Origin of the sequence: Mucilaginibacter conchicola, from assembly GCF_003432115.1 — a bacterium.
Lineage (GTDB): Bacteria > Bacteroidota > Bacteroidia > Sphingobacteriales > Sphingobacteriaceae > Mucilaginibacter > Mucilaginibacter conchicola.
This window is the reverse complement of sequence record NZ_QWDC01000001.1, coordinates 2014367-2035144: the sequence shown is the minus strand read 5'-3', so window position 1 is coordinate 2035144 and position 20778 is coordinate 2014367. Positions and strand designations below refer to the sequence as shown.

General features: G+C 43.6%; 15 protein-coding genes. 8 read left to right on the top strand and 7 right to left on the bottom strand.

The window, feature by feature from the left end:
* Positions 1–300: 300 nt before the first annotated feature.
* The 4 genes from D0C36_RS09190 (at position 301) to D0C36_RS09175 (ending at position 5253) form a co-directional block, all read left to right on the top strand.
* The gene (locus D0C36_RS09190) at positions 301–594 is read left to right on the top strand and encodes a co-chaperone GroES (RefSeq protein WP_117391221.1); all 294 of its coding nucleotides are present in this window, start codon (positions 301–303) and stop codon (positions 592–594) included.
* Between the two features lie 124 nt (positions 595–718).
* A complete protein-coding gene (gene groL, locus D0C36_RS09185) occupies positions 719–2350 on the top strand; it encodes a chaperonin GroEL (protein ID WP_117391220.1) in 1632 nt (543 codons plus the stop codon).
* Between the two features lie 444 nt (positions 2351–2794).
* Positions 2795–3634, top strand: coding sequence for a mechanosensitive ion channel family protein (locus tag D0C36_RS09180; RefSeq protein WP_117391219.1), 840 nt, complete (start codon positions 2795–2797; stop codon positions 3632–3634).
* Between the two features lie 188 nt (positions 3635–3822).
* Positions 3823–5253: an L-serine ammonia-lyase gene (locus D0C36_RS09175; protein ID WP_117391218.1), complete on the top strand. Its 1431-nt coding sequence runs from the start codon at positions 3823–3825 to the stop codon at positions 5251–5253.
* Between the two features lie 12 nt (positions 5254–5265).
* On the opposite strand, the gene D0C36_RS09170 is transcribed toward D0C36_RS09175, so the two are convergent.
* The 4 genes from D0C36_RS09170 to D0C36_RS09155 all read right to left on the bottom strand — a co-directional run bounded on the left by D0C36_RS09170 (position 5266) and on the right by D0C36_RS09155 (position 8470).
* Positions 5266–5715, bottom strand: a complete 450-nt coding sequence (locus tag D0C36_RS09170; protein ID WP_117391217.1) for an ankyrin repeat domain-containing protein — start codon at positions 5713–5715, stop codon at positions 5266–5268.
* Positions 5716–5721: 6 nt separating this feature from the next.
* The gene (locus D0C36_RS09165; protein WP_317126766.1) at positions 5722–6639 is read right to left on the bottom strand and encodes an alpha/beta hydrolase; all 918 of its coding nucleotides are present in this window, start codon (positions 6637–6639) and stop codon (positions 5722–5724) included.
* Positions 6640–6840: 201 nt separating this feature from the next.
* Positions 6841–7930, bottom strand: a protein-coding gene (prfB, locus tag D0C36_RS09160) for a peptide chain release factor 2 (RefSeq protein WP_117391416.1) whose coding sequence is annotated in 2 segments (ribosomal slippage) — positions 6841–7869 and positions 7871–7930 — 1089 coding nt in all. Because the reading frame shifts where the segments join, the coding sequence is not laid out codon by codon here.
* Positions 7931–8032: 102 nt separating this feature from the next.
* Entirely contained in the window at positions 8033–8470 is a 438-nt protein-coding gene (locus tag D0C36_RS09155) for a hypothetical protein (protein WP_117391216.1), read from the bottom strand.
* Positions 8471–8719: 249 nt separating this feature from the next.
* Here D0C36_RS09155 and pgi point away from each other — a divergent pair, with 249 nt between their 5' ends.
* Positions 8720–10366, top strand: a complete 1647-nt coding sequence (gene pgi / locus D0C36_RS09150; RefSeq protein WP_117391215.1) for a glucose-6-phosphate isomerase — start codon at positions 8720–8722, stop codon at positions 10364–10366.
* Positions 10367–10582: 216 nt separating this feature from the next.
* Here pgi and D0C36_RS09145 read toward each other — a convergent pair whose 3' ends face one another.
* Positions 10583–11719 carry a BamA/TamA family outer membrane protein gene (locus D0C36_RS09145; protein ID WP_117391214.1) on the bottom strand — a complete coding sequence of 379 codons (1137 nt, stop codon included), beginning with the start codon at positions 11717–11719 and terminating at the stop codon, positions 10583–10585.
* A 113-nt stretch (positions 11720–11832) separates the two neighbouring features.
* On the opposite strand from D0C36_RS09145, the gene D0C36_RS09140 reads away from it, so the two are divergent.
* Positions 11833–12813 carry a deoxyhypusine synthase family protein gene (locus tag D0C36_RS09140; protein ID WP_117391213.1) on the top strand — a complete coding sequence of 327 codons (981 nt, stop codon included), beginning with the start codon at positions 11833–11835 and terminating at the stop codon, positions 12811–12813.
* A 45-nt stretch (positions 12814–12858) separates the two neighbouring features.
* Here D0C36_RS09140 and D0C36_RS09135 read toward each other — a convergent pair whose 3' ends face one another.
* Both D0C36_RS09135 and D0C36_RS24370 read right to left on the bottom strand, forming a co-directional pair.
* A complete protein-coding gene (locus D0C36_RS09135; RefSeq protein ID WP_147321971.1) occupies positions 12859–13599 on the bottom strand; it encodes a hypothetical protein in 741 nt (246 codons plus the stop codon).
* An 82-nt stretch (positions 13600–13681) separates the two neighbouring features.
* Positions 13682–15895: a hypothetical protein gene (locus D0C36_RS24370; protein WP_147321970.1), complete on the bottom strand. Its 2214-nt coding sequence runs from the start codon at positions 15893–15895 to the stop codon at positions 13682–13684.
* A gap of 470 nt (positions 15896–16365) precedes the next feature.
* Between D0C36_RS24370 and D0C36_RS09120 the strand changes: the two genes are divergently transcribed.
* Together D0C36_RS09120 and D0C36_RS09115 are read left to right on the top strand one after the other, a co-directional pair.
* The gene (locus tag D0C36_RS09120; protein WP_117391209.1) at positions 16366–17634 is read left to right on the top strand and encodes a cytochrome c3 family protein; all 1269 of its coding nucleotides are present in this window, start codon (positions 16366–16368) and stop codon (positions 17632–17634) included.
* Between the two features lie 39 nt (positions 17635–17673).
* Positions 17674–20772, top strand: a complete 3099-nt coding sequence (locus D0C36_RS09115; RefSeq protein ID WP_117391208.1) for a TAT-variant-translocated molybdopterin oxidoreductase — start codon at positions 17674–17676, stop codon at positions 20770–20772.
* Positions 20773–20778: the final 6 nt, after the last annotated feature.

Sequence of the window (20778 nt, the reverse complement as noted above, 5' to 3'; positions counted from 1 at the left end):
TACAGGACATTTATCGGGTTAAGGTAATTCTTTCAGTGAGAATAGTGTCAGAGAATGCCTCGTAGAGGCTACCGCTTTGTAGAAAAGTAAATAAATAATTTTTGCTCCGTAGGAGCTATCCTGACTGACACGATGACACCCGGGTTTAAGTTCACTTTAACCAGTTGTAACCAAATACAACAAAAAGTGACAATAAAACAGAAAATTATGCCAATTTTAGCGCCTCGGCTTGCTTGGCACAATTGCTGTGAAACGCAAAGCACAAAAACTTAAATTATATAATTACAAAATAAGATTAGTATGTCATTAAATGCAAAACCTATTGGAGATAGGATTTTAGTTGAGCCTGCTCCCGCTGAAACCAAAACCGCTTCAGGTATCTACATCCCGGAGACAGCGCAAGAGAAACCTCAGTACGGTACCGTTATCGCTGTAGGCCCGGGCCGTTACTCTGACCAGTCTGGCGCTCTTATCCCAATGACTGTTAAAGTTGGCGATAAAGTGCTTTACGGAAAATTTGCCGGTCAGGAATTCCCATTTGAAGGCAAGGATTATCTTATCATGAGAGAGAGCGATATCTACGTTGTTCTGTAAACAATCATTGAATTAGTGAAGGATTGAATTATTGATTTTTCACTTCGTTGAACTAAAAAATTAAATGTTAATGAATTACGATCAATTCAATAAATCGATAATTCAATAAATCGAAATTAAAAACATGGCAAAACAAGTTAAATATAACGTTGAAGCCCGCGATACATTAAAACGCGGTGTTGATATCCTGGCTAACGCCGTAAAAGTTACTTTAGGCCCTAAAGGTCGTCACGTAATTATCGACAAAAAATTTGGTTCACCGGCAGTTACTAAAGACGGTGTTACTGTAGCAAAAGAAATTGAACTGAAAGACCCTATCGAAAACATGGGTGCACAAATGGTTAAAGAGGTAGCTTCTAAAACTGCTGATATTGCAGGTGATGGTACTACTACTGCAACCGTTTTAGCGCAGGCTATTGTTACTGCAGGTATTAAAAACGTTGCTGCAGGTGCAAATCCAATGGATTTGAAACGCGGTATTGATAAAGCTGTTGCACAGGTTGTTGCTAACTTAAAAGAGCAATCACAAACTGTAGGCGAAGACAACAATAAAATTAAACAAGTTGGTTCTATCTCAGCTAACAACGACGAGGTTATCGGTTCGTTAATTGCTGAGGCGATGCAAAAAGTAGGTACTTCTGGTGTTATCACTGTTGAAGAAGCAAAAGGTACCGAAACTGAAGTTAAAACTGTAGAAGGTATGCAGTTTGACCGTGGTTACCTTTCTCCGTACTTTGTAACCAACTCTGATAAAATGGAAGTGGAATTAGATAGCCCTTACATTTTGATCTACGATAAAAAGATCTCTTCAATGAAAGAGTTGTTGCCAATATTGGAAAAACAAGTACAAACCGGCAAACCACTTTTGATCATTGCTGAAGATTTAGACGGTGAAGCATTAGCTACATTGGTAGTTAACAAGATTCGTGGTTCACTTAAAGTTGCTGCTGTTAAAGCACCAGGTTTTGGCGATCGTCGTAAAGCAATGTTAGAAGATATTGCTGTGTTAACTGGTGGTACCGTTATCTCTGAAGAGCGCGGTTACAAACTGGAAAGCGCTGACCTTTCAATGTTAGGCCAGGCTGAAAAGATCTCTATCGATAAAGACAATACTACTATCGTAAACGGTGCCGGTGATGCTGAGCAGATCAAAGGCCGTGTAGGCGAGATCCGTGCGCAGATAGAAACTACTACATCTGATTACGATAAAGAAAAATTACAAGAGCGTTTAGCTAAACTATCAGGTGGTGTTGCCGTATTATACATCGGTGCTGCATCTGAAGTTGAGATGAAAGAGAAAAAAGACCGTGTTGACGATGCTTTACACGCAACCCGCGCTGCGGTTGAAGAAGGTATTGTAGCTGGTGGTGGCGTTGCCTTCATCCGTGCGGTTGCTTCATTAACCGATCTTAAAGGTGCTAACGAAGACGAGAACACTGGTATCCAGATCATCCGTCGTGCTATTGAAGAGCCTCTTCGCCAGATCTGCGAGAACGCTGGTATCGAAGGTTCTATCATCGTACAAAAAGTTAAAGAAGGCACTGCCGACTTTGGTTACAACGCACGTACCGACAAATTTGAAAACCTGATCGGTGCTGGTGTTATCGACCCAACTAAAGTAAGCCGTGTTGCATTAGAAAACGCTGCTTCTATCGCTTCAATGTTGTTAACTACCGAGTGTGTGTTAGCAGACGAGCCTGAAGATGATAAAGCTGGTGCTCCACCAATGGGTGGCGGCATGGGCGGCATGATGTAATAATCTGTTGTAAGTCTTGAGTCTGAAGTCGAAAGTCAGAAGTCTCATGACTGAAATATAAAGTCTAAAGTCAAAAGCTCTTAGTCCGAAGTCAAAAAGACTTTAGACTAACTACTTTAGACTTACGGACTAAATAAAAAACCCTTGTATGGTAAAACGTACAAGGGTTTCTTGTTTAAAACGCGGCTTGGTGCTTTTTAGGGGCGCTTTTTGTCATTAAAGTGTTTAATAAGAGGCCGTTTTGTTAAGCAATGTTAAATGTTTGTTACATAATTTGAATTTCGTTTCCCAAGGCATAGCATTTGCATTTGTTGAGGCATGAAACAAATAGTGCATAAAAAAAGACATTTACACAGCAAGGTGGTAGAGTGGGTGCTGTTTAAAGGCCCCGAGCTATTTGTAGCCCTTTACAGTTAATAAATATTCTTTATTTTGGCTCCCGCTATGGAGCTCGAAACATTCTACAATACTTTCCACCACTGGCTAATTAACAGAGGCCCGGTTTACGCAATAGGCATCATATTTTTCCTGGTTGGCCTTTGGGTAATATCATTTATACGCGCACGCTTATTAAAGCGCTTAAGCCACCGCAAGGTTAGCTCTTCACTGCAACCATTTATTCTCAGTCTTTCTATAACAGCCATGTATGTGCTGCTCACCGTGAGCGTGCTCAACTATATGGGTTTTGAGCTTACACTCATTAATACCGTTATTGGTGCGTTGGGTGTGGCCGCTGGTTTAGCCTTATCAGGCACGTTGCAGAATTTTGCGGGTGGGGTTTTGATACTCTTATTAAAACCATTTGCCGTTGGCGATAGCATAAAAGCACAAGGCCAGGAAGGTGGCGTAACTTCGATCCAGTTATTCTACACCGTATTGCTTACTGCTGATAATAAAACCGTCATCATCCCCAACGGGAAGTTGTTTAACGAGGTAATAGTAAACATTACCCGCGAGCATAAGCGCCGCCTTGATTTTGAGCTGAAACTTGGCTATGCGGTAGATATTGAACAAGTGAAAGGCATCATCAATGATATTATCAAAAGTACACCCGAAGTACTTACCGATCCGATAACCCGCGTTGGAGTAAGTGCGCTTGAGGGCGACGGCATGCGCTTTATAGTGAACGTATGGGTAGAGCCATCAAACTACCTTTCAACCAAGATCTACTTGCAGGAAACCATTGTAAAGAGTCTCTCCGCCGCCGGCGTTAAGCTGCCCGGTACTGGTGACCCAAGCGGCGCAGAGCTGATACAGGCTTTGGTGAACAGAACGAATAGTTAGCACTTGAACGATTGTCATTTCGAACGGGCGACAGCAAGGAGAAATCTTGTTATTCATGAAAGGCGGATTGCTTAGCATAACTAACAAGATTTCTCGTCGCCCGTTCTCCCATGCCGCCTTCTTCCGCTCGCTCGAAATGACATCCTGTTTTAATCCATAATCTCTTTATTATTCCCTAATTTTGAAGCATGCAGCAGCGCGAGCAAATTTCCGTATTTGACATGTTTAAAATTGGCATTGGGCCATCAAGTTCGCATACGCTTGGCCCCTGGCGTGCTGCGCAACAATTCGTCGAATTGATTGCCGAACGCGGAGCTTTGCAGAAAGTAGTGCAACTTAAAGTACTGCTTTATGGTTCGCTGGCAAAAACAGGCAAAGGTCACGGTACCGATATAGCCATTTTACTTGGTTTAAGTGGTGATGATCCGGTTACTTTTGAGGTAGATAAAATAGACAGCAAAATTGCTGATATCACCAACTCGCATCAGCTGGCTTTAGGCGGTACACATGAGATAAATTTTTCGGCTGCTGATGACCTGCTATTCCTTTTTGCCGAGAGTCTGCCATTTCACCCTAACGGCGTAACGTTTCAAGCTTTCTTGCAAGATGAAACTGCCATATCTGGCACCTACTATTCTATAGGTGGTGGCTTTGTGGTGAAAGAAGATGAGCAAAGCGCGACGAAGACAGAGGTTGATCTGCCGTTCCCGATAGATACCGCCGGTGACCTGCTGCACTGGTGCCGCAAAACCGGCCTAAAGATCTCTGAGGTGGTGATGGAAAATGAATCGGCCTGGCGTACCGAACAAGATACACGCAAAGGTGTACTGGATATTTTCCGGGTAATGCAGGAGTGCATGTACCGCGGCTGTCACACCGCTGGTTACCTGCCGGGCGGACTGAACGTTGCCCGCCGTGCATCAAAACTGAACAAACGCCTTGTTAAAGGCATCCCTTATGAGGACTACAAAGGCTGGGTTGATGCTATGCGCCAAACTGGCCAGGGTTTTCAAAATATCCTGGATTGGGTAAGCTGTTTTGCTTTGGCCGTTAATGAGGAGAATGCCTCGTTCGGCAGAGTGGTTACCGCGCCTACCAACGGCGCTGCGGGTGTTATACCGGCAGTACTGCAATACTTTATCTCGTTTTGCGATGGCTTTAGCGAGGAGAAGATAATCCAGTTCTTATTTGTTGCTTCAGAGATCGGTAGCATATTTAAAAAAGGTGCAACCATATCGGCGGCAATGGGTGGCTGCCAGGCAGAGATAGGTGTATCATCAGCCATGGCCGCAGCGGCCTTAACCGAATGCCTTGGCGGAAGTCAGCGTCAGGTTTTAATGGCTGCCGAAATAGCCATGGAACATCACCTCGGCATGACCTGTGACCCCATAGGCGGACTGGTGCAAGTACCCTGCATAGAGCGTAACACCATGGGCGCGATAAAAGCTATTACCGCCAGTCAGCTTGCACTGCAAAGTAACCCGGATAAAGCCAAAGTAAGCTTGGATGCCGTAGTGAAAACCATGTGGCAAACTGCCCAGGACATGAACTCCAAATACAAAGAAACCGCCGACGGCGGGCTGGCTATTAATATTCCGATAAGCTTGCCGGAGTGTTAGGAAGAGCGCAAGTCATTCTTTCAGCTTATCCTCAATGAGTTTTATAACTTCAGGGTTATTCTTCTCTTTGGCTGCCGACAGAACTGTATTTCCCTGCCCATCGTTTGCTTTAACATCGGCCCCCTTTTGCAGAAGGTATTTGATTATCTCTAAGTTACCGCCATTAGCGGCGTACATTAGTGGCGTTGTATTAAACCAGTCCCTGCCGTCAACATTAGCCTTGTGGTCTATCAGTAGCTTTACACATTTAAAGTCGTTTTTTGTAACGGCAACGCTAAGCAAGTTCATTTCGGCCTGCCCCATTTTAGGTTTATAATTAGCATCAGCCCCGCTACTAAGTAATTTTTCTACTGCTAAGGTATCTTTAGCCGCCACTGCTTTATACAAGCGCTGGTTTAAATCTTGCGCACCGGCATAAACGCCGGTAAATATCAAGTAAAATATAAAGAATAACTTTCTCATATTTGCTTATTTACTCAACCACCCATTATCATCTATCCAACCCTTAGCCCAATCAAACCATTTGGCTTTAGTTTTTGGATTGTTCAGCCCAAATCCGTGGCCGCCTTTAGGCATTAGGTGCATCTCAACCGGCACTTTATTCTGAAGGAGGGCATTATACATTAATATTCCATTCTCAACCGGCACAACATCGTCGTCCTCGGCAAATACAATAAAGGTGGGCGGGGTATTGGCAGTTACCTGTTTTTCGTTCGAGTACAGGTCTATTTGCTGTTGAGTAGCATCTTTCCCTATCAGGTTTTCCCGCGAGCCTACGTGTGCTTTCTCTCCGAAAGAGATCACCGGGTATATCAGCATCATAAAATCGGGGCGTACGCTGATGTTGTCTTTATTATCAATAACTACTTTATCAAAATGAGTTCCTTCGGTTGATGCAAGGTGGCCGCCTGCCGAGAAGCCGATGATACCAACCCTTTGCGGGTTAATACCCCATTTAGTTGCGTTCTGCCTTACCATTTGGATGGCGCGTTGCCCATCCTGCAACGAGCCAATGCTTTTATCGGTCATAATGCTGTCGCTTGGCAGTCGGTATTTTAACAGGAAGGCGGTAACCCCTATTTTATTAAACTCTTGCGCAATGGCTATACCCTCGTGGGCATAGGCCAATCCCGCATACGCACCACCCGGACAGATCACTACTGCCGTACCGTTAGCAGTGCCTTTGGCAGGCAGGTAGGGGGTAAGGGTGGGTACACTTACTTTGGTTATCCAGGTACGGTCATTAGAAGTTTCCTTGTAAGTTGCCGGTGTGGGCTTAGAATTAGGTACACCTTTGGGATATAATGGAAGCGGAGTTTGCTGCTGGGCAGATGCCGCCAATGTTGAAGCTGTCAGAACTAAAGCAGTTAATAAGTTTTTCATCATAAATAATTGGTAAAAGCAAGGTACAACATCTGCCAACAAAAAACGATACTGTGGTGTGCAGTATCGTTTCTCATTATTTTACTCACCCCGACATCGCTACGCTGGTCGACCCTATCTTTGCTGCGCAAAAAGAGAGTGAGAAAATTAACCCTTCTTTGTGCAGCAGCGAGGGGCAGGGGCGAGTCAATTTCTCAGAGGCCTTTATTTGCTTCCGCCAAACTCCATCAGGTAAGCCTTCAGGAACTCGTTCAGCTCGCCATCAAGCACTGCTTGGGCGTTTGATGTTTCGTGGTCGGTGCGTAGATCTTTCACCAGTTTGTATGGGTGTAATACGTAGTTGCGGATCTGGCTGCCCCACTCAATTTTCTTTTTATTGCCCTCTATGGCGTTGGTGGTTTCCTGGCGCTTGCGCATCTCTATCTCGTACAACTGCGATTTTAGCAAACGCATGGCGTTATCCTTATTCTGTAACTGCGAGCGCGATTCCTGGTTCTTGATAATAATGCCCGATGGTTTGTGGTAAAGGCGAACGGCCGTCTCTACCTTATTCACGTTCTGCCCACCGGCACCGCCTGATCGGAAGGTCTCAAACTCAATATCCGCAGGGTTTATCTCAATCTCGATGGTATCATCAACCAGCGGGTAAACATATACTGAGGCAAATGAGGTATGGCGTTTGGCGTTGGCATCAAACGGAGAAACACGCACTAAGCGGTGCACACCATTCTCGCCTTTCAAGTATCCGTATGAAAAGTCGCCTTCAAATTGCAGGGTAACGGTTTTAACACCGGCAACATCACCTTCCTGGTAATCTTGCTCGGTAACTTTGTAGCCGTTCTTTTCGCCCCACATAATGTACATACGCATCAGCATTCCGGCCCAATCGCAGCTTTCGGTACCACCGGCGCCGGCAGTTATTTGCAGTACGGCATTCAGCTGATCTTCTTCGGCGCTCAGCATGTTCTTAAATTCCAGCTCTTCAACTGCGGTAACCGCATCATCAAACTGGTCTTTCATCTCAGCCTCGGTAGCATCGCCGCCCTGGTAAAATTCAAACAATACGTTAGTGTCTTCAACAATTGAAGAAACCTTTTGGAAAGCGTCTGTCCAAACCTTTTTTGTTTTGATAGAAGCCAGTACTTTTTCAGCTTCTTTAGGATGGTCCCAAAAGTTGGGGCCTATGGTTATATCCTGTTCCTTTTGCATCGCATCGAGTTTGGTATCGATGTCAAAGATGCCTCCTCAGGGACGTTACTCTGTCCCTTAAATCCTGGATGTTGTCTTTTGTCATAAAGGCAAATATATAAAATTGGTACTCGCAAAAATAAAAAGGCTCAAATTGCAATGTGCAACCCAAGCCTTTTTAGTAAAAACTCTTTTTTGATCTTTTAAATTAAGCGATGCGAAGCTGTTGCAACAGCGGTGTCATATCCATATTGCCGCTTAATTTGGTCAAAATGGCGCTTAAACTAAAGTCGTTGTTTTTCTCTTCCTGTTTAGATTGTTTGATCATCTCCTGCATTACCGGCGGAATCAGATCATGGGCAATTTCGGTTGCTTTCTCTATGGTAATATTATAGTAATTGTTCAGCTTATTGGTAAAACGGTTTACGGCGCTGTCAATAAGCGGGTTTTGGTAGATGCTTGGGTACTGAAAATACTTTACCAGGTCTTTCAGTTTACCACTATCCATCTGGTTCTTTAAAACTTCGATGATAGAGCTTGAGGCATCATTCATAACGGCATCACGGTCTTTCTCCAGAATAACCGGATTTTCAATAACAGCCTTGCCGGCGTTATTTTTTACAAGCATAAAGAGTTTTTCAAACATGGTTTTATGTGTTAATGGCAGATTTACAAAATCGTTATGATTTCTTAACCTATTTAAAATTAGGACAAAAATTTTGCCACACCCAATGTGATGTCGCAATGTATCGGCAAATATTTTATTAATATGACAATTGATAAGTGTGTGTTAAACACTAAGTATGCCACGCTGATGTAACCTTTGGCAGCATTTAAAAACTTTGATTAGCTGCCTTGGTTTATCTTATTACATTTGTTAAAACTCATTCCAATTATGTTGCCAAATATTGATCTTACCTCTACCCAGGCTTACAAGTACCTTACTGACCACTACATTGATATTGTAGCCAAAAGCCTGAAAGAACTTTTTGAAGCTGATAGTGAACGTTTTGAGAAATTTTCGCTTCAGTTTGAAGACATTTTGCTTGATTACTCCAAGAACCGTATTGACGATGAAACTATAGCCCTTTTGATACAGTTGGCTCGCGAGTGTGGTTTAAATGAGGCAATTGAAGCAATGTTTAGCGGCAAGAAAATAAACGTTACCGAAGGCCGCCCGGTACTGCACATTGCCCTGCGTAACCGCAGCAATACGCCAATTTTGGTGGATGGCAAAGATGTAATGCCTGATGTGAACCGCGTGCTGCAACAGATGAAAGACTTTAGCGAAAAGATCATCTCCGGCACATGGAAAGGTTATACCGGCAAAGCTATCACTGATGTAGTGAATATCGGCATAGGTGGTTCTGACCTCGGCCCGGTTATGGTGACCGAGGCTTTGAAACCTTACAAGAACCACTTGAACCTTCACTTTGTATCAAATGTTGATGCAACCCATATAGTGGAGACCTTAAAGGAAGTAGATCCGGAAACGACACTGTTCCTCATCGCTTCTAAAACCTTTACTACTCAAGAGACCATGGCCAACGCCCACAGCGCGCGCGACTGGTTCATTAAAGCGGGTGGTAAACAGGAAGATGTGGCTAAACACTTTGCTGCGCTATCAACCAACAGCAAAGGCGTATCTGAATTTGGTATAGATACTGCCAATATGTTCGAGTTTTGGGACTGGGTTGGTGGCCGCTACTCGTTATGGAGCGCTATCGGTTTATCAATCGTACTGAGCGTAGGTTACGATAACTTTATTGAGCTGCTTGACGGTGCCCATGCTATGGATGAGCACTTTAAAACTGCACCTATTGAGCAAAACCTGCCGGCCATATTGGCGTTGGTAGGTATCTGGCACAATAACTTCTTTGAGGCAGAGACTCAAGCCATCCTTCCGTATGATCAATATATGCACCGCTTTGCCGCATACTTCCAACAAGGCGATATGGAAAGCAACGGTAAACATGTTGATCGTAACGGCAAGCATGTTGATTACCAAACCGGCCCGGTTATCTGGGGCGAGCCTGGTACCAACGGCCAGCACGCATTTTACCAATTAATACACCAGGGTACCAAATTGATCCCGTGTGACTTCATCGCACCGGCGCAATCACATAACCCGCTTGGCGAGCATCACCAGATGTTATTGTCAAACTTCTTTGCACAAACTGAAGCGTTAATGAACGGGAAAACCGAAGAGGTAGTGATTGATGAGTTGAAAAAGGCTGGCAAAAACGAAGAGGAGATAGCCCAGATAGCACCGTTCAAAGTGTTTGAAGGTAACCGCCCAACCAACTCTATACTGGTTAAAAAGATAACTCCGCGCGTATTCGGTTCATTGATAGCCATGTATGAGCATAAAATATTTACCCAGGGCATCATCTGGGATATCTACAGTTTTGACCAATGGGGTGTTGAACTGGGCAAACAACTGGCCGGCAAGATCCTGCCTGAGTTGAAAGATGATGCCGATGTTACCAGCCATGATTCATCAACTAACGGTTTGATCAATCAGTATAAGAGCTGGAGGTAATTTAAGAGAGTCAAGAAGTGAGAGTCAAGAAACAAGACAGCTTCTTCTTTAAATAAACACGTTGTCATTTCGAACAAGCGACAGCGAGGAGAAATTTTCTGCAAGCGATACTTAAACAGTAGAAGATTTCTCCTCGTACCTCGTTCGAAATGACATTTTTATTTTCTTTACCCAACCCGTCATTGCCACGCTACGCTCGCAATGACGGATGAGATTTTAAAACGCTTCTCCCAATCCCACATATAGGCCGCTTTGTCTGCTTTCGCCGGGACGTTTTTCGCCAACGCCGTAATCTACGCGTACGCTGAGGCCTTTTTGCACATCAAAGAAATAGCGCAGGCCGCCGCCGTAATTGGGTTTAAGATGATTGATATCAAAATCTTTATTAAACACTTCGCCGGTAGCGGCAAAACCTACAATGCCTATGCGCTCGGTAAAGCGGTAACGCAGTTCGGTTTGGCCGGCCAGGTAATTGCGGTCGCGGAAACGGCCGTTGTAATAACCGCGCATCAACTCGTCACTGCCCATAGCGGGTAGCAGGTAAAACGGCGATTCGTTGCCGGTAAGGTGCTGGCTTTGTACGTTGAAGCCGAGCACCAACTTTTTGCCCAAGCTAAAGAACTGCGCCACTTCCATATTAAGCAGGCCGCCGTGGTAACCACTGGTGTTGCCAATGCCATTCATGTAGTTGAAGTAACTGGTGAACAGCGTGCCTTTTGTGGTATAAGTATTGTTGTTTCGATTATCAAATATAAGGGTGGGGCCAACGTACAGGATGTTGCCGCCGCCTTTGCCTTCAATTGTCTGGTTGGTGGTGTAAATGCCGCCGGTTTCCTGGTCGTTAAAACGATAATAATAGCCGCCGCCAACAAGGCCGGCGTAGATGTGTTTGCCAAATCTCTTTTCGGCACTAAAAGTTACCCGCAGGCGTTTCTGGCCAAGGCGGTCGGCATCGGTTTTAGCAGTGTTGTTGCCTATGCCATAAAAATCAAACGGAAAATTAATGTAGTTAATAGCGCCTGTACAATGGTATCGGTTGCCGGGTGTCCAATAACTGCTGCTCAGGTTTAGGCGGCTTTGGCCTTTAGTGGTAATGGTAGCATAGGCAAATATGTTTGATACGCGGGTGAAGTTGCTTGTTGTATCGGTATAAAAAGAATATAGACCCGAGCCGCCAATTTCCAAACCCGTCTCGGGTGCCGAACTTAGCACAGGCAGCAGTACAAAGCTTGGGCGTTTGGTGGTATCTTTTTCAAAATACATACGGCGTATAAACTTGGGCAACAGGTTGGTTTGGGCAAAGGCCGGGGCAAAAAGTAGTACAAGAACTATGGTTGTAAGGTGTTTTTTCATGCGGTATATGCCATAAAGGTAAATGTTAAGGCATTGTTTTGACCGAATTTGTAATTTAAAATTCAGGTGTGCGCAAAATAGCTACTTTTGCAAAATAATTTTAGAGGAATAAAATGAGTACAGCAAAAGGCCCAATTTCTCAGTTTATTGAGAAAAACTACCTGCATTTTAACGCAGCAGCTTTGGTAGATGCAGCCAAAGGTTACGAAACCCACCTTACCGAAGGCGGCAAAATGATGGTTACACTTGCCGGCGCTATGAGCACCGCCGAGTTAGGTATTTCGCTTGCCGAAATGATACGCCAGGGAAAAATTGACATTATCTCTTGTACAGGTGCCAACCTCGAAGAAGATATCATGAACCTGGTAGCGCACTCGCACTACAAGCGCGTGCCAAACTACCGCGATCTTAGTCCGCAGGATGAGTGGGACCTTTTAGAAAACCACTACAACCGCGTAACCGATACCTGTATCCCCGAGGAGGAAGCTTTCCGCCGTCTACAGAAGCACATCCACAAAATATGGAAAGATGCTGATACCGCAGGCGAGCGTTATTTCCCGCACGAGTACATGTACAAAATACTAATGAGCGGCGAATTGGAGCAGTACTACGAGATAGATCCTAAAAACTCGTGGATGCTGGCGGCTGCCGAACGCGACCTGCCAATTGTGGTACCAGGATGGGAAGACTCAACCATGGGTAACATTTTTGCATCTTATGTGATCAAGAATGAGATAAAAGCCACCACCATGAAAAGCGGTATCGAATACATGGCATGGCTGGCCGACTGGTATGTTAAAAACTCAGAAGGTAAGGGTATAGGTTTCTTCCAGATAGGTGGCGGTATTGCCGGCGATTTCCCTATCTGCGTGGTGCCAATGCTTTACCAGGATATGGAGATGGAGAACATCCCGTTCTGGAGCTATTTCTGCCAAATCTCAGACTCAACCACCTCTTACGGTTCATACTCGGGCGCGGTGCCAAACGAGAAGATAACCTGGGGTAAGCTGGATATAGATACACCTAAGTTTATCGTAGAAAGTGATGCTACCATAGTAGCCCCGTTGATCTTCGCCTGGATATTGGGGCAATAATACAAACGCAACAAAGCCCTTAAATTTTTAAGGGCTTTGTTGTTTTTAACACAATTCAATTCTTTCAAAGTAATTTAATTCTGATAGAAACGGGAATAGTTTCTTAAAGAAGTATGGCCCTGTTGAACCGAGGTTGATATCAAAAACGATATTGCCCAGCTCAATTTTAGGTGTCCAGTTATATATTACACCATATTTGCGATCTTTCTTTTCTGAATCTTCATTAAACTTCGCTATAAAGCTATCAACTTCGTTGATAATTTTGTCGGCTACTGATTGATGTTCAGGCTTTAATTTTATTTCTATCGTAGCATCCATGTTAATACGGGTCACTACCAACTCATAGCTCAGATCTTTTAATTTAAACGGGAGCTTTACATTTGGATACAGCTGTTTATGTATCAACGCAACGTCCAGTTCTTCAAACCAAAATTCAATATCATCGCAATCGATATTAGTATCGTGCAATTTGTAATCCTTCTTAGTTTTTGATTTCCAAAGAATTGTTATCGGGAGCCATGAATGATTTACATAGAGGTTGATCATTAATTTTCGGCCAAGGAAATTGCTGCCCTTTATTAGGTAATCTGTATAAATTGGGGCACCAGTATAATGCTTTGCTAAGGATATACATACATTTTTTCCTGGAGTAACTCCGGTTCTTTCTATAAATATGTCTGTTAGTTGTTTGTCAGCGCAATTAATAAATTCTTCAGATGCCTTTAAGCTGTATGCAAACATTAATGAATCAACGGTTGAGCGAGTATCGACAAAAAGTGTTTTCATTACTGGATTTGTTATTCAGGTTAAATTATATATCAAGAAAATTAAGTAACCAATTTAATATAGTTAAATCTTATCAAAGCTGTTAGAGAATAATAATAGTGTTGCTTACACGCCATAAAGCTCGAGCTATTATAAAACTTTGCCAGTCATCAGCAATGCCAGCTCCTTCTGTAACTACATCTTCCAAAATAGTACCTATTATAACGGCTGCCGCTGTGCCTTTTAAGTAAGGAATTATTTTAGGGTTTTCCCTTACAAACGTAATTATCTGTGGCTGCATGCTGTTAGGATTTGAACGTATTTGCGTAAATAATTTCTTTATTTTCTCTATTAAATTTTCAGGAATTATCACAGGCGTAAGCTCCGGTAATCCATTGCGAGTTTCTGAACTATAAAGAATTACTCCAGGCTTCGCCAATCTGACATGAATGATTTTTGTAGGATTCCGAGGATCTGGTAAATCGCGTGCAGAATAATTCTGACCTGTGGACCATCCACCACCTACGGTTCTTGGACATGAGACATTAGCCATGTTTACATAAAGAGCGATTTCAGCTACTCCTGCTGCATCTCCTGAAGGATTATCCGGTTTGATCTCAAACATTTCACCCGAGGCCGGATTTACAATATCAGCATAGCCTGGGTTCCCATTAAGTTTGCCGCTGGAGCCAGGTACTATATATTCTCTCAGCGCCAACGGGTTTTCGGCGATGTAATCATATTGAATCAGCCAGTGTTCAATAGTGCCCGGCCATTTTACATTGCCATTTCTGGCCGTACCATGACATGGGCTTGCCGCAACATCATCGTTTGCATCTTCCTGCTGTAATATTTGCAGCACACGATTGTTATCGTCAGTTTCTAAAGCCTTTCGTTGTTGAGTAGTTAAAGAAACACCTCCGCCACCGGTAGTTAAAGGCTTGGAGATAACGGTGACATTACCAAGATAGGATGATGCGCTCGGTACAACAATGCCGACAATACTTACACTATTTTGAGTATCAACAATATTTGAGTTAATTTTCTCTAAACCTAATGAATACTCAAAACCTGTTTGGAAAGGGCCTCTACTTTCATCCGGACTGAAATAATGGAGAACCTTGCCATCAGGAAGCTTTACGTCGGTAATTTGGCCGGCATAGCCTACACCATCAATAACGGCTATGTCATTATATGGATTGGTGTACTCTATGTTTTTAGAATCAAGGAAGTCTAAGAAATTATCGAAGTTCGAATCAGGAATAACTGCGTTCGAATTATTAAGTCCAAATGTAGGGCTCGGATCAGGCGTGCCGGTTGACGGATTAGTTGGGCAAGGAGTGCCACCACCTGTACCACCGCCATCACCACCACCCACCGGCGGCGGTGGAACATTTTGCACAGTTCTACGCCCATTTGAGATCGATTCAACATTGGTAATAGGTGATGGCGGAGTAGTGGGACCGCAAGGCTTTGGCGTACCGCCACCGCCGCTGCCACCCTGGTCTCCGCCCACGCCGGTACCGGTATCACTTGAACAGGTTGTAATAGAGCCGACAATGGTTTGTGTGCAGTCTTTGTATAAAAATGTCCCGTCGTCCTGAGGCTGTTTCCAGCAGGTCCACTTAATTAAAGTAGTAGTAGTACATACACTCACGTTATGTGTACCCATGCTGTTCACCGCCGGCGGGCGGGTGCCGCTCTCGGTAAAGCTAATATCTCCGGTACGTACGCCCAGTAGAAAGCTTTCGCCATTAATAAATTGCCCGCTTAGGGTGTAATAAAAAATGGCACCGCTAAAGCTGCCAGGTATATTGTTGTAATGTAGCTGATCAATTACCGACTGGCTATCCTTAAATGACAGATCTTCTATCACCTTGGCAAAAAAGCTGAGCATGCGGCCATCCTTATATTTTATAAATACCACATTGGTTTTATTAGCAAGCGGCGGTGTTTTACCACTATCTGCTTTTAAGCTATACACTTCGGCATCATCTTTAACCGGGAACTCGGCGATGATACTGCTATCGCGCCTTTTTTGCACAGTATAGTTATTCCAGTCCACCTCATAATTATGGATAAGGTTATACCATTTATTGCCCGATGTCCCGTTGGTGGTTAAATTGCTTTTGGTTGCTGCGGTGTAAGCTTTCTGTAGTTCTTCAACATTAACTTTTGCTGCAATGTTCTCTGAAATTGTTTGTTGGGTTTGTTGCTGCGTGTCTTTCCGGCAACTATAAATAAAGGCGCAGGCAGCAGATAAAAGAATCATACTTGCAAAAGACCGGTAGCGGTGCTTAAGTTGGTTTAGGCTCATAGGATGTAATAAGATTAAAAGCGGGAGTTAATAAACCACGTAATTTTACGTGACCATTAAATTTTTTCTAATTACTAAATCCAACTGTTGAAGCCGTAGAATAGGCGATTAATTGTGCAAAACAATAACCTCAGGTAGTTGGTTATTGGGCGATGAGTATACCGGGATGAGATTATTAGCAGTATGAGTACTCGCTTTACAGATGATAAAATAATATCTGAGTTGTTAAAATGAGTGGCAACACCCATTTTTCTGATTAAAAATCAGGGAGATATTAAAAAAGCCATTTACGCAAATTTTAAGGGGTTTTCAGTTCAATTTAGAACGATTATAAATTAAATATTGCTGTCATTAAATTGTCAGCGATAGTATATAAAGTTATACTTTTGTGCCTGAAAAAGTGGCTAAAACATACATCACAACTACGGTTTAACACTTAAAATAAAAATTATTTAGCATAAATACACTTTATGAGAAATATCTCATTGATTCTTAAACAGTTTTCAAGGTCGGTTTTACTGGTAGCCGGTTTGGTTGCTGCAGGGTTTAATGCCCACGCGCAGGCAGACGCTGCAAAAGGTGAAGCTATTTTTAAAGCCAAATGTACGGCGTGTCACAAAATTGAGACCCGTATGACCGGCCCGGCCTTAGGTCCGCAGCTTACAGAAGAAACTGACGACGCTTACCTGATCAAGTGGGTTCAAAATAGCCAGGCTCTTGTTGCGGCTAAAAATCCGAAAGCAGTTAAGATCTTCAACGAATTTAACGGTACACCGATGACCTCGTTTGAAGACCTTAGCGATGCAGACGTAAGCAACGTTATTACTTACGTACGCACCGAATGGAAAAAGATCCAAGAAGCTCCTAAGCCTGCAGGTGGTGATACCGCTACAGAAGACAAAGGCCCAAGCTCAGTTGTAGTTTGGGGTTTGATCGGCGTAATTGTTATCGCATTCATCGTTATCCTTGTTTTAAACAAAGTTATTGGCACTCTTGAGCGTTTATTGCTTAACAAAGGTGGTGTTGCTTTGGTAGAAGAGGATGAGGAAGAAGAGAAAGCAAAAGCCGACCGTACTGCTATCTTCAAAAAGATAATCAAGAATAAAAAACTGGTATTCTTTATAGTAGTTTGCGGTACCATAGCAATGGGTAGCTGGCAATGGGTAACCTTGTGGAACACCAACGTTCACCAGGGATACCAACCGGTACAACCTATCAAATACTCGCATGAGTTACACGCCGGTGTAATGAAAATCGAGTGTCAGTACTGTCACGTGGCTGCGTTTAAAGGTAAAAATGCTTCGATCCCGTCATTGAACATCTGTATGAACTGTCACAAATCAGTTAAAACCGAATCTGCTGAGATCCACAAGATCTATGACGCATTGGGTTATGATCCAAATACAGCTAAATACGATAGCACTAAAGCTAAGCCTATCCAATGGGTGCGTATACACAACCTGCCGGATCTGGCTTACTTTAACCACTCACAACACGTTAAAGTTGGTGGCATCAAATGCCAAACTTGTCACGGTCAGGTTCAGGAGATGAAAGAGGTTTACCAATACTCTCCACTAACCATGAAATGGTGTATCCAGTGCCACAAGCGTACCGAAGTTAACGGTAAAGGCAATGCTTACTACGATAGCATACTTGCTGCTCATGATAAGATCAAGAAAGGCGAGAAAGTTACTGCCGCAGTATTAGGTGGTATTGAGTGTGCTAAGTGTCACTATTAATATTTATCAAGAACGTACATTACAGTTTATATAACTTAAATGGATAGCAATAAAAAATACTGGAAAGGTTTAGAAGAACTAAACAGAACACCAGAATTTGTTGAGAAAAATAAACACGAATTTGCTGAGCCAATTCCTATCGAGGAAGTGCTTAGCGGTGGTGGCTTATCAGCAAAAACCCCTCGCCGCGATTTCTTAAAAGCTTTAGGCTTTGGTGTGGGTGCCGTTACTTTAGCAGCTTGCCAAAAAGTACCTGTACACAAATCAATCCCTTACCTGGTAAAACCTGAAGAGGTTACCCCGGGTGTAGCTAACTACTATACCTCAACTTTTGAAGGTAACGCCATATTGGTTAAAACCCGCGAAGGCCGCCCTATTAAAGTAGAAGGTAACCCTAATGACCTGCTTTCAAAAGGTGGTTTAAGTGCACAGGGCCAGGCATCAGTACTTGACCTGTATGATACTAACCGCGTGCAGGACCCAATGCTTAACGGTTCAACCAGTGGTTGGGCACAAGTGGATGCTTTTGTAAAAAGCGAACTTGCAGCAGTTGTAGCAGCAGGTAAAACCATCAGCATTGTAACAGCAACCAAATCAAGCCCTTCAACCCAGGCTGTAATTGCTGATTTCATCACAAAATACCCTACTGCAAAACACGTAACGTACGATGCAGTATCATATACCGGTATCATCAAAGCTAACCAAAACAGCTTTGGTAAAGCCGTATTGCCACACTACAACTTTGATAAGGCTGATGTAATTGTAAGCTTCGGTGCTGATTTCCTTGGTACATGGATCTCTGGCGAGGAGTTTACCCGCCAGTACGTATCAAACAGAAATTTAAAATCGCTTGAAGAGAAAAAGATGTCACGTCACATCCAGTTCGAAAGCGGTATGAGCATGACCGGTACCAACGCTGATGCGCGTATAGCCATCAAACCTTCAGAAGAAGGCCCTGCGTTGGTAAACCTGTACAACGCTATCAGCGGTACTACTTTACCGGGTTCTAAAAAGTTAAGCAATACAAAAGCTGATACAGCTATTAAAATTGCGGCAAACGAACTGAAAGCAGCTAAAGGCCGCGCACTGGTTGTTTGCGGTTCAAACGATGTAGCTACACAGGTTTTGGTTAATGCTATCAACTCATTATTGGGTAGCTACGGCACTACTATTGATTTGGATAACCCATCTCGCCAGTACGCCGGTAACGATAGCGATATTGTTGAATTTATTGCTGCTGCAAAAGGTGGTAATGTAGGTGCAGCTATCTTCCTGGATGCTAACCCTGCTTATGACTACCATTCAACAGCTGCTGTTGCTGGTGCATTGAAAAAAGTACGTTTAAAAGTATCTTTCTCTGACCACGCTGATGAAACTGCTGCACTTTGTAACGTAGTTGCTCCAAACCACCATTACCTTGAGTCATGGGGTGATGACAGCGCTATTGAAGGTTATTACACTGTAATCCAACCGGCTATTAACCCGGTTTACAATACCCGCCAGGCAGAAACAAGCCTTTTGGTATGGAGCGATAACACAGCTAAAGATTACTACACCTACGTACGTAACAACTGGAATACAAAATTATTGGCTATTGGTGGCCTATCTGGCCAGGCTGGCTGGGAAACTTTGCTGCAAACAGGTTTTGTTAAAGCAGCACCAGTTGCAGCCGGTACTTATAACTTCAGCCTTGATCTTAACGCCGTTGCACAAACCATTTTCAGCCAAAGCGCTAAACTGGGCGAAGGTGTAAGCTTAGCTGGTAAAAAAGTTGAATTACAGGTTTACCAGAACAACGCAATGCGCGATGGTAAACGTTCAAACAACCCTTGGTTACAAGAGTTGCCAGATCCGGTATCAAAAGTTACCTGGGATAACTTTGTGGCCATGGCACCATCTGATGCTAAGAAATTAGGTTTAGATGAGTTTGGTGTAGTTAAAGTTACTGCAAACGGTTACACCGTTGAGCTTCCGGTTCTTGAGCAACCGGGCCAGGCTCCTGATACGATATCTATCGCTGTTGGTTACGGCCGTACAGCTGCAGGTAAAGTAGGTGATGGTGTAGGTAAAAATGCATTCCCTTTCTATAGCTTCTTAAACGGTACGTTCCAAACTATTGCACAAGCTACTATAGAATCTACAGGTGATACTTTCCCGCTTTCTCAAACCCAAACCCACCACTCTTACGAGGGCCGTAACGTTATCCGCGAAACTACTTTCGCTGAGTACAAAAAGAACCCTGAGGCTGGTAAAGGCGAAGAAGAGGGCGAACACAAGAAATACGATCTTTGGGAAAATACCAATAACGACCACATCCACGCTCGCCCTGTTTATGACTGGGTAATGGCTATTGACCTTAACGCTTGTACCGGTTGTGGTGCTTGTGTGGTTGCTTGTAGCGCTGAGAACAACGTACCTGTTGTGGGTAAAGAAGAAGTTGGTCGCCGCCGCGAGATGCACTGGATCCGTATTGACCGTTACTACAGCTTTGACAAAAATGGCGAAGCTGAAGCAGACGAGCGCACAGGTATGGTTACTAAAGAGAAAGAAATTGCCAAACTGGAAGATTTCAGCAATGTAACCGTAGTTCACCAACCAATGCTTTGCCAGCACTGTGACCACGCTCCGTGTGAGACCGTATGTCCGGTATTAGCAACTGTACACTCATCAGAAGGTTTAAACCAGATGGCTTACAACCGTTGTGTTGGTACACGTTACTGTGCAAACAACTGTCCGTACAAAGTACGTCGTTTCAACTGGTTCAACTACTGGAACGACTCACGTTTTGATAACTACCTGAACAACGAGCATACTCAACTGGTGTTAAACCCAGACGTTACTACCCGTTTCCGTGGTGTAATGGAGAAATGTTCAATGTGTGTACAACGTATACAAGCCGGTAAACTGAAAGCTAAAATGGAAAAACGCCCTCTGCAAGATGGCGAGATCAAAATGGCTTGTCAGCAAACCTGCTCTGCAAACGCTATCATCTTCGGTAACCGTAACGATAAAAACTCTGAAGTGTACAAAGCACTGCAAAGCGAAAGAACTTACTACGTACTTGAAGAGCTTAACGTACAACCGGGCATTGGTTACCAGGTGAAAGTAAGAAACACAGGAACTGAATCATTGGCTTAATTTTTA